The sequence below is a fragment of the Flavobacterium collinsii genome (assembly GCF_946903285.1).
Taxonomy (GTDB): domain Bacteria; phylum Bacteroidota; class Bacteroidia; order Flavobacteriales; family Flavobacteriaceae; genus Flavobacterium; species Flavobacterium collinsii.
Window position 1 is genome coordinate 4,438,383 of sequence record NZ_OX336425.1, and the last position, 12,358, is coordinate 4,450,740.

The window sequence follows — 12,358 nt, forward strand, 5'->3', positions numbered from 1 at the left end:
GGAAAGTTAGCACTTTTAAAAAAATATAGAATGATTTCGATTTCATTGAGAACAGATTAGTTTAAGATGTTTTTTAAATCACAACATTTAAAATAGATACATAATACAATACAACTCTTAAATACATAGCTTTAAAAAATATGGAACAATTAATAGAACAAATTGTAGAGATCATAAAAGATTATAGAAAAGACGATATTAGTATTTTTTATAATACAAAAATAGATAAAGTGCATATAATTAGATGGATTGAGCAATTTGAAGAAAATAACAGAGAATTCATACTATCTGAATTACTACACCTCTTACCAAATAGTTATCTAACAAAAGAACATACACTCCGAATTTTAGGTAATGAATTTGAAACATTAAAAAAAGATTTTGGATATAATAGTGCTATAGATTTTTTACATGAAACTAAGTTCTTAGATTGTCAAAAAAATGGTAAAAGTCAAAAGATATTTTTGGAATTTATAGATCGCATCCTTAAGGAAAAATATAATTTTAGCCTTAAAGAATGTGGCACAAAAAAAATTAAAAATTGGATATATTTTGATGATGTTTTAGCTTCAGGGGGTACTTTTCGAGCTGATATAGTAAAAGAAATTGAAAAATACGGCATTAATGATTTTAGAGAGTCTGGAATAGGAATTATTGCATCATTTGTAATTCTCCATTCTTGGGCATTAAGGAATGTACCATTTGCGATAGATAATAAACTCGGATATAATTTGAATGACCGTTTGAAATTTTATGGAGTTGCTAAAGTTGAAAATAATCCTCGCATAAACTCTTACAATGCTGATCCTGCTTTCAATCATCTTTTTCCAATTAAAAGTGATTTAGGAGACGAAATATTAGAATTTATTGAAAACTCATTTGAAAGAGATTATGAAATGGGGAATGCTAAATTTGCATTTCGAAATCCAGATTACCCTAAAAATGAAAATTTCTTTTCTACCCCAAAAAATAGAATTAGATACGAAGAAATTCTTTTGAAAAAAGGATTTGAGATAATAGAATCAATCGACAATTTAACAGCGCAAAGTTTACGTCCATTAGGAATGACACCCCCATCATATAAAACATTGGGAACAGGAAGTCATTTTTTTACTTGGCGAAATATTTCCAATACCTGTCCATTAGTATTTTGGTGGGGAGCAAATGGTTGGTATCCATTGTTTCCTGTGAAAAATAGAGGAACACATTGATATGTATAAGAAAATATAAAAGAACTTTTTTTAAATACATTCTAACTATATAATTATGAATAATAGATATTATATTGATACTCATGGAAATGACGATGGCGCATACGATAGCGCTTACAAATTTGCTTTAAAGCTTGCGAAGCAAGACAGTAATATTAAAAAAATAATCTTTTTAGTTGCAACAAAAAATAATACAGGTTGGTTAGATCGACTTTACGGTGAAAAGACTATCAAACAATTATTTAAAGGAATTAGAAAAGATATTTTATTATTAAAAATTGAAACTATTAAAACTTATTCTGATAGTTATTCCAATTCAACTGATGTAGTTATCGCCTGTGGTTTGAATTCAAAAGAAATTTTTAAGGTTGAAGATTATCGAAATGTAGCTTACATCATAGCAATACCATGGCTAAAAGAATTGACACAAAGTTGGATTACAACTAAAAACCCAAGTATTTTAAATATTGATCAAAAGGAGATAGTTGCTGAAAGTAAAACTGATATACCAAAACCAAGCTCAATTATTCAAGAAGCCTTTAGTGAATTAACTAAAGTTATAAATACGTCAACTGGAATATCTCATCATATGGATAACAATAGAGCAAAAACGTATATTAGAACTTTGTTTAAATATGAGCCTGAACTAAATTCTGATTTAGTATGTTCATATTTAGTAAATGAACTTAGTTGGGAAGTTAGACATTCGAATGATGTAAGAAAACTAATTGATACATTAAATGCTGGTAAATATTTTATTGGTGGTGATAAAACCGGATTACAACACCATTATAAAAGATGGAAAAATAATGTTTCATAGAAAGTTTAGATTCCTAAATTAATAACATAACTTAATTTGTAAAATATCAGCAACAAGTATTACTGAGCAAAACTATACTATGACAAATAGAACAACAAAGGAATATCTTGATTATTTCGTAAAATCTCAAAATCCAAATTTTGCGATAATGCTAAAAGGAAAATGGGGCGCAGGTAAAACTTATTTTATCAGAGGTATTATTGAAGAATGGGACAACGCAGCAATTATTTCCCAAAGTGAAATAAATTTGAAACCCATTTATATCTCTCTCAATGGAATTGCTAAAAAAAGTGAAGTCGTCGAGTTGCTAAAAGCGAAAATATCACCTTTCCTTTATTCAAAAGGTGCAAAATTCGCATCGGATGTATTTAAAGGGTTTATAAAATCCACATTAAAAATCGATTTTGATTATGATAATGATAACAAGGCTGACGGTAGTGTAAACATAAATTTTGATCCTATTTCTATTTTCAAATCTAGTAACGATAAAATTAAGGGAAATCGAATTCTAATATTTGACGATGTAGAACGTTGTAAAATTCCGCTTGATGAGCTATACGGTTTCATCAATGATTTTGTAGAACATTCACAATGCAAAGTAATATTGATTTCCGATGAAGATAAAATAAATGATAAGCATAATAATGACAGTAAATACGAATATTCTGTATTTAAAGAAAAGATTATTGGTCAAACTTTTGAAATCAAACCTGATACAGATCAAGCAATTGATTTTTTCTTAAATTCTGTCTCAAAGGATATAAAACCTCATTTACTTGAATCAAGAAATTTAATCATAAATATTTTCAATATCTCTAAAAAGGAAAATCTTAGAGTTTTGCAACGTGGCATATATGATTTTGAACGATTATTTAATTTTATCGACAAAGATCTAACAAAAGGCGAAGAAAAATATAAAATTCTATTCAGAAACTATCTGAGTTACTTTTTAATATATTTCCTAGAAATAAAAACTGGAAATGAAGATATATCATTGTTTCAGCAACAGACTTATGTTTCAGATGATAAAAGTGAAAAAAACTATAATCAATATGACGAAGTAGTGTCAACATTTAACTTGCATCATTCAACAAAACTATTTTCTCCGTTTAAGCTAGTTAATTATATAAAAAATGGTGACTTTGAAGAGTTAGTTAATGAAATCAATAATTCAATTATCTTTGCTAAGGGAATAGAAGAAAAAGATTGGGAGAAATTGTGGTACTGGAAGTTATTAGATGATGATGATTTTTTAATATTATTAGATAATGTGCATCGTAGTTTTTTTACAACAGAAGACTTCCATATTACTGAAATACTGCACATATCAGGTATCTTATTTTCACTTATTGACGTAAAGCTTTATAACTCAAAAAATAAGTCGCAAGTCGTAAAAAGAGCTAAGCAGTTAATAAAAGAATCAAACCTCTCAGATTTTAAAGACACCATGGGCTTCTCAGTTTTAACTTGGGGGTCATGGCGCAAAGGTTATGCATCTGATAAAACGGAAGAGTTTAAAACTCTTGTAAAATATACTAGAGAACTTTTAGAAGAGATTAAAAACGAAAAATCAGAGCAAACAATTGAAAGTCTATTTTGTAATTTAACAAGCGAAAATGTTGATGAATTATATCAAAAAATCAGACAGTATGATGATAATTTAGGTAATATTATTGAAAGAACTCCAATGTTGTCAAAACTTAATTCTAAAAAGTTCGCAGAAACAATTTTCAATCTTAATAATGATGCTTTATTCAAATTAAAAAACTTTTTTGAATATAGATACTTTCCTGAAAGAACTTATTCTAATGTAATAATTGAAGATCAACAGCGACAAGAAAAAACCACACTTATTAGTTTAAATTTAAAAATATCGAAAGAAATTAATGCTAAAAAGAATGGAAAAATGGTAATACGTAAACAGTCCTTGAAAGAACTGAAAACGATAATCGAACAATCAATAGATAGATTATAATAATGCTAACAATAATACAGCCATTATAAACTTATTATTTTTATAAAATTTTAATTTCCGAGATTCATCAAAGCAAACTTTTCTAAAGTTTTCTATTTTTTTAATTTTATAAAGTAAGCTCTTCTATCAAACAGATTAGTTAAATTACTCTTCCATTAAAATTTATAAATTTTCATGACCTTACCCAATTCACAACTACTGTCAGTAGATAAATTGTCATCAGTATTTTCTAGTACATCAGCCACTTATAAATTTTACTGGTTTTTAGCAATACTTGAATTAGTTGACGAAGGAAACACCCATATTCTAAAAAGAAATTTGTTTTCACGAATGATAAGTAATTCTTGGTATACAGTAAATTATTTTCATGTTTCTTTTGGCAAACAGGATCTCATTCAAGATTCAGTAAAAAGAATTTTAGAAATTGAAGGTCTAACGATAAATGAAAATAAAAACATTATAAACGAAGTTCTAGAAAACACTGGTAAAATTGATACAATTAGAATACTAAATCATTTTGACAAGAACGTGCCTCATTGGTTTATTTCTTCCTGGTTTTCTGGAAATCGTAACGAAATTTATGCTCGCTCTGAAAATTTTGATCTAGGATGTATTTATCGTTTGGAAAAAGATTTCATCGAAATAAATCCTATGTGGGTTTCGTATTTGCAATCCAATTCAAAAATACTAAAAGACTTTTATTATTGGAATTTGGCTTTATTTCTCCAGAAAAGAAATTTAAATGTTCCGGATATCCCAAACAAAATAAGTAAATCAATAGCTAGAAGCTCTTTAGTTAAGCAAACCAATGAGTACTGGAAATTGTTTTTTAATGAACTGGGAAGTATTGAATGTATTTTTACTAATAGCAAATTAATTTTTGACGAAAAAAAATATGCTTTGGATCATTTTGTTCCGCATGCATTTGTATCGCATGATTTAATTTGGAATTTAATTCCAATTGATAAAAAATTTAATTCTACGAAAAGAGATAAACTTCCATCTGTAAATAAGTATTTCGATAAGTTTTACAACCTACAAAAAATCGCGTTTGATATAGTTAAAAATCACAATTCCAAGAATAAATATTTAGATGAATATCTTACCATTTTTCCTAATTTAGATGAGGGGTACGAATTTGATTATTTGCGTTACAAAGAAACTATCCAGCCTTTGATCACAATTGCCAGTAATAATGGTTTTTCATTTATGAAGGATTAAATAAAAATGCTTTATAAATATTTTATATGTTCATACTTGCACTTAATTAAGCATTATTATACTTTTATCCTTTATTGAAATTTACAGAAATGCGCGAAACTGCCAAAAATATATTTGAGATTCTAAAAGACTATCATTGTGACAGTCCTGAAACAAACCATAGAATGTCAGTCGAGCATATAATCGAATGGGCAAATCAATTTGATGATGATGCAGAATTCATGCTTTCGGAATTACTGCATTTTTTACCTCAAGTTTATATTTCAAAAAATAGAGCAATTGAATTATTAGAGAAACGTCTCACAGACTTTCAGAAGTTTTATAAATATAATTCAATGCAGGAATTCATCAATAATACACACTTTTTGGATACTCAAAAGCCAGAAAAAAGTCAAAATGAAATCCTTTCAATTCTACGCGACATCCTAGATAAAAAATATGGAATCAATTATGATCTTCTAATAGATCAGCCTAAGAAACATTATATATACTTTGACGATGTACTGGCTACAGGAGGAACTGTTTATAAAGATTTGTCTAACTGGCTATCAGATGCTGATAATCTGGAAACCGTCTTAACAAAAAATAAAACGATCGCTTTAAGTTTATTTTGTTATCATAAACTTGGATTTGATAATATTGAGTGGAGGCTGATGAAGCAGTTTGACGATAGGATTAAAAATTTTCTATTAGTAGGATTTGACTACAAAATAGAAAATCAGCTCAAACCAAAATGGATTGCAGAGAAACAGGCTTTAAACTGCATTTATCCCTTAGAAAAACAGCCTAAAGAAATTTTAGAATATCTAGCCTCACTTGAAGCTGAAAATACTGGAATATCTGCGTTTAGACCAAGTAATTTACCAATCAAAGAAGTTTTTTTCTCTACTCCTCAAAACAGAATTCGTTTTGAAAATATAGTATTAGAAAAAGGATTACAGCTAATTCAAAAAATTAAAAAAGCGGATCCCGACCCAAGAAAAAGACCTCTTGGGGACACAGTAAAATCACATAAAACTTTGGGAACAGGAACTTTATTTTTTGCGTGGAGAAATATATCCAATACTTGTCCCGTTGTATTTTGGTGGGATGTTCCCGGTCACGAGTGGATTCCATTATTTTGTTTAAGAAATAGAGGAACTAATTAATTTTTTCATTAATTTGTAGTATGAAAATATCTGAAAGAACATATAACAGCTCTGAGGTTATAGCTTTTAAAAGTACAAAAGAAGAATTTGGAGGATTATCTAATATGGCCCCAGGGTATTCTCTAAGGGTCAATGATGTTATTATACCTTCAGCTGAAGCCTTATATCAAGCATGCAGATTTCCTTTATTTCCTGCTATCCAGGAGGAAATTATAGTCCAAAATAGCCCCATGACAGCAAAAATGGTAAGCCGTAAATATCATGGACATACCAGACAGGATTGGGAAGAAGTAAAATATGATATCATGTACTGGGTATTAAAGGTGAAACTCTCTCAAAACTATGAGAAGTTTTCTAATCTCTTGAAAAAAACCGGCAATGCTCCAATCGTTGAATTATCAAATAAAGATAAAGATTGGGCAGTAGTACCTGAAGGACCTAATACTTTAAGGGGAAAAAATGCATTAGGAAGACTGTTAATGCAATTAAGATCTGAATTTGTTCATCATGATAATTCAAATGATTGCATACCAGCGTTAAACATTAATGGTTTCCTTCTTTATGGTTCAGAAATTGAAATGGTCTGCAATCCGGAAATTGAATATGAGAAGGAGATGCTTTTTGATTTAGACTACGCTTAATAAGTTTAGAAACAAGCTTAATTATGGGTGAAACTCCATCATGGACAGATATAATGCAGGCATTTGCAGCCGTAATCGGAGTACCGCTTACCATTTATACACTGTATAAGCTTGTAGCAAAAGATAAGGAAAGACAAGCTGAAATTCAAAATTTGACAGTCATTGCCAATCAATTGACTAATATGCAGATTGAATCTGAAAAAAGATATAAATCTTCTAAAAAGCCGAATATATTAATATTTATTGAGAATATTCCCGAAAGGAAATCATTAAAATTTATTTTCAAAAACACGAACTTAAATTCCTCTTTAACAGGTTATAATTTAGCTAATTCCGCTAAAATTAAAAATTTGGATATTGCGAGATCTGGAATTTTAAATAATGAAGGTTCACAGACTTTTTACATTGATTTCAACTATAATTTACAGCCTATAAAGAATTTAAAGTTAGATATTGATTATTCTACAGAAGAAGGATATATTTTTATACAAGATATAATTGTATGGGAACAGAATGGTGTATATAAAATGGTGCCAGGCCCAATCATTGACAAAAACAATAGCGCATTAAAATAGAAATCAAATAGTTTTCTCTAATCTAAAACTTTAAACAAAAAATCTTCAATAAAATGGATGGTAAAATCCAAACTGCATTTTGATGACACATCGGTAAGTTTCGGTAAATTAATACTAAAGTATTGCTGATGATGCGAAGTTTCAATCAGGGCTGTAATTAAAAAGCATGGTTATTTACAATTTGGAATATTCCCAAATGACTTCCTCTACTTTAACACATTCTGACTTTAAAGAAATGATTGAAAAGGGAGAGATAGGAATTGTCAGCGGAACTCACGATATTACAACAGGGGAAGTCGCCTTTTTAGCTGACACAATGATTTTTAAATAATATTTGTTTTTCTAAAATACATATAAAATAATTTTGTAATGCATTTATGTAGCTAAGAAATATTTTTCAGCCTAAAAAAAGGGGGCTGTCTCGACTTTTGAGACAGCTCCTTTTAAGTAAGGATGAATTAATGAATTTATTTCTTTGATTCCTCAATAGAAACTTTTCTAAACTCTTTCAAAAGTTTTTCAATTTCCAGTGTTGATTTGCGGGCTCTTGCCCCTGCTGCCTTAACACCTTTTTCAATTAAAGATTCAGATTCTGTTTTAAATGTTTCGATCTCGGCGTTTATTTTTGCTACTAAATCTTTCATGATACTCTATTTATTAAAATTAAGACCACAAAAATAGCCTTTTACTTCAGTTTATCAAATCACAACCTTAAATTGCGTACATCATCACTGACTGTTGTAAAAAAACAATATTTTCTATACTTAGATCTTATTAATTTCCTTAATAAAAAAGGAAGGCGGACATCCGGTTTTGGCATGAAAAGCCCGCGCGAATTTCTGCGTACTGCTGAATCCAGCCTCATCAGCGAGTGCCTTATTTGAATATTTTCTTGTTTTTTTATCTTCCTTAAGTAAAGTAATAATATGATCGATTTTAAGATCACTGATATAGGTTACAAACTTTTTACCTTTATGGTTCCTTATCACACTGGATAAGTATTTCGGATTAGAATTTATAATTGCCGCGAGTTTGACTGCATTTAGGTCTTTTAAAAGAAATTTTTTATCGCTTTCAAATTTATCGAGTTTGCGAAGTATCTGTGTTACTGTTTCTTTACTGATATCCCCCAGGCTGGCGCGAGTGTCACACTTGTGAACACAATCAAAATCAATAAATTTTTCTAAGTTAAAAGGATAAGCATTTAAATATCCTGCTTTATCATTTGTAATCTTTTTTGGTTATTTTTGAAAATATATAAAACGAAACAAACGCTCGTATATACACCCAATTTCGGGTAGATTGGCGCTACTTTGTAGCGCATATAAATAAGTTAGTAGCAAGCTTGGAATAACTGAAGAAACAACAATGAGCACCTTTCTTTTAATAATACTGGCTTTTTTTTCAACTTTAGTTGGAATATTTGGTGATACTTACGACAAAGCTAAAAAAGGATGGCGTCGCTTAAGATTAACTGGATATTTAACAATTTTAATAGCACTTTTTAGTGGTATACTATTAACAATTAATGCTCTTGAGGAACAAATTCAAAAGCAGGAAAGGACAATCAGGGCAAATGACGAAATAAGATTAATTCTTTTGAATTGTCGGATTAGTGTTTATAGTGGACAAAATAGAAAAGGTAATATTGAAGATGTAGAATTAGAATTATTAAGGCAAGGGAAAAGCCTTGAAGAATCTTTAACGTATTATCATGACGTTTTACCAATAGAACTTCAAAATGACTTGAGATATTTAAAAATAAAATTGGTTGATGGACAAAAATGGGGTCCAAAAGATCATCGCTTAGCACATTTAAGAGAAAAATTAGAAAGTCTTGCAAAAAAAATGAATGATAAATCCTTTGAAGAAACTGGACTAATTGATGATAATCTTCAAAATGAACCAATCGATTATTAAGTTAAGGAATTTCTATATTGCATCTTTTTGATTTTTAAGCACTAAAGATCTTACTCTAGTTCTGTATTTACCTGCTTCCCTTTTATTATTACGATTTAATCGAATTGGAATTGTATTTTGAAGAAATAAATTTTCTAACTCCTTGAATACTTCTTCTAAAGGAGCTTCTTTAAACAGCAATTCTAAAATTGTTTTTTTAAAAATCCATAAGACAAATTTGTGTTTATTTTATAATCTAATTTTGTGTTTTGATTCTTAACCTTTAATTCTTCTTCTAAATCGTTTACAATAATTGACTGCATCTTATTCCAAGATTATGCTTACTCATACATTAAAAAATCGTACTCATTACATTTTTTGCATTATAAAAGCCTATTAGTTGGTATTTTTAATAAAGAAATTAAAAACTTAGGTAGAAAACTCTAAAATTCTAATCACATGAAAAAAAAAAAAACTTTACCGGCGCCATCGGTGCGTGGCTGACTAATGAGCTACATCCAGCAAACGCGACCTACAGCTCCCCCAACAGCAATTTTAGTTCTATTAAGCTCAACGGGATATACGGCACCCTTGATTACCTGAGCATCGGCTGGTTTGGCGTAGATATGAGTAACCCTAGCAGTCCCACCCTGCAAACCAGTAACACATATCTTGCACAACAGGTTTTAGATGCCCGTGCACAAAACCCGGACATCACCATATTTGCTTTACTGGCCTATACCCAAGAAATCACCAACGATCTGCAAACTATCATCAACAACCCCGCCCTGCTGACCACTTTTGCGACCAATGTTGCCAACTTTCTGGCTAACAATGACCTCAATGGTTTCGACATTGATTGGGAACAGCCCACGAGCCAACTCTCCCATAAGCAATGTGGCCAATGGCTCAACGCATTGGGTAAGGCTTTCGGGGATACCTATTATCTGGCCATTTCGGCGAGTTCTAACCAGTCCGGTAATGTCAACAACCTGAATGCGGATGCTGTGAATGCCAATGTAGATGTGTTCAATTTGCAAAGTTACTGGGTTAGCAATCCTAGCGTATTTATTGCACACGGTATCAATGCCGATCTATTGGGATTCGGTGCTTATTTAGAAAGTGGTGTCACTGCGCTTTATGCTTCTCAGCAATACGCTGCTGGGATTCAGTACCAGAGTAAGCAATACCCCTACCAAACTATGATGAGTTGGCGGCTTGATTCTTCCAACTGGCCTTTCGAGCAAAGTCAGCAACTATTGATGCGACCATACCTGACCGGCCAACCGGATGTGGTTGTGTTCGACGATGGAGCCATCTTGAATGCGCAAACTACTCCTACTATTATCCAAAGTATCGTTATCCGTAGCGGAGATGTTGTGGATGCCATCCAATGTACCAATGCCAGCAGCGACGGCTCATATGTGGTACAACTATTACAACACGGTGGTGATGGCGGCAATGGGAATAATCCGATCAATCTCACAAATGGCCTCACCGCTTTCAGTTACGTAACAGGCTACTGGTACGGACAAAATGTGGTAGTTCAAATCACCATCAACGGCACAAGTTATCCCGCCACCATTAATCCCAATGTAGTTGATACACAAAATTTTCAGGTGACTGCTCCGGCAGGTAGAACTATTATTGCATTCAGTGGACAAACCTGTTATGTGAATTTGGCAGGCGGAGGTTTCAGTTGGGTGTTATCGCAGATCAACGGAGTATTCGGTTAGTGATTTTTTATTCCCTCTTGTGCTCGTATGCAACGAGTGCCTACATAATACTTAAAAGATAATTGTAGCGTTTGTAACGCGGGCAATAAAAAAAGGTTCTTAATACGTTTTATTAAGTAGTAAGTATCTAAAAAGCCACATTGCAAACGCTTTGATTTAGTTTATACAAGACAAGTAAAAGGGTACTCGTTCAAAACAATCAACAGATTGAGTTTTTACAGGAAGTTATTTTTATAGTTTAAATCAGCTATATTTACGTTCAAAATAATAAAAAATGGAGGTTTTGAGACAAACTGACGTTAGCAGCTATGATAACGCTTACATGGAAGGAAACTCAAAAATATCTCATATTTATCATTTTATTATTTTTCCTTCTTGCAATCAGCATTTCAGCCATTGACTTTAAAGAAAAAGTAGAAGATATGATAATACATATTTTTTCATATACAGCAATTATAATCTTCTTGATTTTTCTCTTCTACTGCATATTCAATGTTACTTTAAGGATAATAATGATGTTAAAGAAATCTAACTTCCTTATATTGGATTATACTAGTTACAAGTATCGTATTTTTTTAAAATTTGATATAAGCCATATTCCTAATCATTTGAATAACTGTAATGTAAAATCGTACAAAACAAAAGGATATTTTGCTATAAAATAAAACATAGCAATATTTATAATGATAAAAACGTAATCAAAGATATTGCAAACTGGATAAATGAAAAAACAGTATAAAATTTTAATTTTCTTAATTTAAAGTCACAGCTGCTAAAACAGCTAGAGTTCCTTGCCTGCGTAGCACGAACAATGAAACCCGTGTTGAACGGAACCGCTGAGATTCCACAACTATGGTTTTTTCGTAAAGATTTTACTCAAAAGCAAAATGCTTCTCTCCAGCCCCGATTGCTACGCCAGTTCGCTTCGCTCGTGTGCAGCGGAAATCCTTTTCTGCCGGGGTTCGGCATAAAAGATTACTTCACTTACTTTTTATCTCAATCGGAGTTCAGTGAACTTCGTTTACAGCGTAAAGCGAGGCTGCCTAATGATTCTGCTTCAAATTCACTTCAGTTTACCAAACCACAGGCTTAAAACTGCATGTATCATAACTAACTGTTCAAAAACAATATT

13 protein-coding genes are annotated in these 12,358 nt (G+C 31.1%); 11 read left to right on the forward strand and 2 right to left on the reverse strand.

Annotation, left to right across the window (positions count from 1 at the left end):
• The first annotated feature begins 140 nt into the window (after positions 1 to 140).
• The 8 genes from OGZ34_RS18070 to OGZ34_RS18105 all read left to right on the forward strand — a co-directional run bounded on the left by OGZ34_RS18070 (position 141) and on the right by OGZ34_RS18105 (position 7,922).
• Positions 141 to 1,211, forward strand: coding sequence for a phosphoribosyltransferase-like protein (locus tag OGZ34_RS18070; protein ID WP_263361192.1), 1,071 nt, complete (start codon positions 141 to 143; stop codon positions 1,209 to 1,211).
• A gap of 55 nt (positions 1,212 to 1,266) precedes the next feature.
• Complete coding sequence (locus tag OGZ34_RS18075) at positions 1,267 to 2,031, forward strand: hypothetical protein (protein ID WP_263361193.1); 765 nt, start codon at positions 1,267 to 1,269, stop codon at positions 2,029 to 2,031.
• A gap of 79 nt (positions 2,032 to 2,110) precedes the next feature.
• Positions 2,111 to 4,006 (forward strand): KAP family NTPase, encoded by a 1,896-nt coding sequence (locus tag OGZ34_RS18080; RefSeq protein WP_263361194.1) that lies wholly within the window; start codon positions 2,111 to 2,113, stop codon positions 4,004 to 4,006.
• Positions 4,007 to 4,180: 174 nt separating this feature from the next.
• Positions 4,181 to 5,227 (forward strand): HNH endonuclease domain-containing protein, encoded by a 1,047-nt coding sequence (locus tag OGZ34_RS18085; protein ID WP_263361195.1) that lies wholly within the window; start codon positions 4,181 to 4,183, stop codon positions 5,225 to 5,227.
• An 89-nt stretch (positions 5,228 to 5,316) separates the two neighbouring features.
• The gene (locus OGZ34_RS18090; protein ID WP_263361196.1) at positions 5,317 to 6,375 is read left to right on the forward strand and encodes a phosphoribosyltransferase-like protein; all 1,059 of its coding nucleotides are present in this window, start codon (positions 5,317 to 5,319) and stop codon (positions 6,373 to 6,375) included.
• 20 nt (positions 6,376 to 6,395) lie between these two features.
• On the forward strand, positions 6,396 to 7,016 hold the full coding sequence (locus tag OGZ34_RS18095; RefSeq protein WP_263361197.1) for an NADAR family protein: 621 nt from the start codon (positions 6,396 to 6,398) through the stop codon (positions 7,014 to 7,016).
• Positions 7,017 to 7,039: 23 nt separating this feature from the next.
• Entirely contained in the window at positions 7,040 to 7,591 is a 552-nt protein-coding gene (locus OGZ34_RS18100; RefSeq protein ID WP_263361198.1) for a hypothetical protein, read from the forward strand.
• A gap of 196 nt (positions 7,592 to 7,787) precedes the next feature.
• Complete coding sequence (locus tag OGZ34_RS18105) at positions 7,788 to 7,922, forward strand: hypothetical protein (protein WP_263361199.1); 135 nt, start codon at positions 7,788 to 7,790, stop codon at positions 7,920 to 7,922.
• A gap of 136 nt (positions 7,923 to 8,058) precedes the next feature.
• Here OGZ34_RS18105 and OGZ34_RS18110 read toward each other — a convergent pair whose 3' ends face one another.
• Together OGZ34_RS18110 and OGZ34_RS22445 are read right to left on the reverse strand one after the other, a co-directional pair.
• A complete protein-coding gene (locus OGZ34_RS18110) occupies positions 8,059 to 8,235 on the reverse strand; it encodes a histone H1 (protein ID WP_133525787.1) in 177 nt (58 codons plus the stop codon).
• 120 nt (positions 8,236 to 8,355) lie between these two features.
• Positions 8,356 to 8,823 carry a helix-turn-helix domain-containing protein gene (locus OGZ34_RS22445; protein ID WP_396193435.1) on the reverse strand — a complete coding sequence of 156 codons (468 nt, stop codon included), beginning with the start codon at positions 8,821 to 8,823 and terminating at the stop codon, positions 8,356 to 8,358.
• A 136-nt stretch (positions 8,824 to 8,959) separates the two neighbouring features.
• Between OGZ34_RS22445 and OGZ34_RS18120 the strand changes: the two genes are divergently transcribed.
• The 3 genes from OGZ34_RS18120 (at position 8,960) to OGZ34_RS18130 (ending at position 12,319) form a co-directional block, all read left to right on the forward strand.
• On the forward strand, positions 8,960 to 9,511 hold the full coding sequence (locus OGZ34_RS18120; protein WP_263361201.1) for a hypothetical protein: 552 nt from the start codon (positions 8,960 to 8,962) through the stop codon (positions 9,509 to 9,511).
• 605 nt (positions 9,512 to 10,116) lie between these two features.
• Positions 10,117 to 11,226: a glycosyl hydrolase family 18 protein gene (locus OGZ34_RS18125; protein ID WP_263361202.1), complete on the forward strand. Its 1,110-nt coding sequence runs from the start codon at positions 10,117 to 10,119 to the stop codon at positions 11,224 to 11,226.
• Between the two features lie 811 nt (positions 11,227 to 12,037).
• Positions 12,038 to 12,319 carry a hypothetical protein gene (locus OGZ34_RS18130; protein ID WP_263361203.1) on the forward strand — a complete coding sequence of 94 codons (282 nt, stop codon included), beginning with the start codon at positions 12,038 to 12,040 and terminating at the stop codon, positions 12,317 to 12,319.
• The last annotated feature ends 39 nt before the right edge of the window (positions 12,320 to 12,358 follow it).

Excerpts from the sequence above, each read along its gene's own strand:
- OGZ34_RS18090 (WP_263361196.1), top strand. The coding sequence starts at position 5,317 with ATGCGCGAAACTGCCAAAAATATATTTGAGATTCTAAAAGACTATCAT.
- OGZ34_RS18125 (WP_263361202.1), top strand. The coding sequence starts at position 10,117 with ATGAGTAACCCTAGCAGTCCCACCCTGCAAACCAGTAACACATATCTT.
- OGZ34_RS18100 (WP_263361198.1), top strand. The coding sequence starts at position 7,040 with ATGGGTGAAACTCCATCATGGACAGATATAATGCAGGCATTTGCAGCC.
- OGZ34_RS18080 (WP_263361194.1), top strand. The coding sequence starts at position 2,111 with ATGACAAATAGAACAACAAAGGAATATCTTGATTATTTCGTAAAATCT.
- OGZ34_RS18075 (WP_263361193.1), top strand. The coding sequence starts at position 1,267 with ATGAATAATAGATATTATATTGATACTCATGGAAATGACGATGGCGCA.
- OGZ34_RS18110 (WP_133525787.1), bottom strand. The coding sequence starts at position 8,235 with ATGAAAGATTTAGTAGCAAAAATAAACGCCGAGATCGAAACATTTAAA.
- OGZ34_RS18130 (WP_263361203.1), top strand. The coding sequence starts at position 12,038 with ATGAAACCCGTGTTGAACGGAACCGCTGAGATTCCACAACTATGGTTT.
- OGZ34_RS18120 (WP_263361201.1), top strand. The coding sequence starts at position 8,960 with ATGAGCACCTTTCTTTTAATAATACTGGCTTTTTTTTCAACTTTAGTT.
- OGZ34_RS18105 (WP_263361199.1), top strand. The coding sequence starts at position 7,788 with ATGACTTCCTCTACTTTAACACATTCTGACTTTAAAGAAATGATTGAA.
- OGZ34_RS18085 (WP_263361195.1), top strand. The coding sequence starts at position 4,181 with ATGACCTTACCCAATTCACAACTACTGTCAGTAGATAAATTGTCATCA.
- OGZ34_RS18070 (WP_263361192.1), top strand. The coding sequence starts at position 141 with ATGGAACAATTAATAGAACAAATTGTAGAGATCATAAAAGATTATAGA.
- OGZ34_RS18095 (WP_263361197.1), top strand. The coding sequence starts at position 6,396 with ATGAAAATATCTGAAAGAACATATAACAGCTCTGAGGTTATAGCTTTT.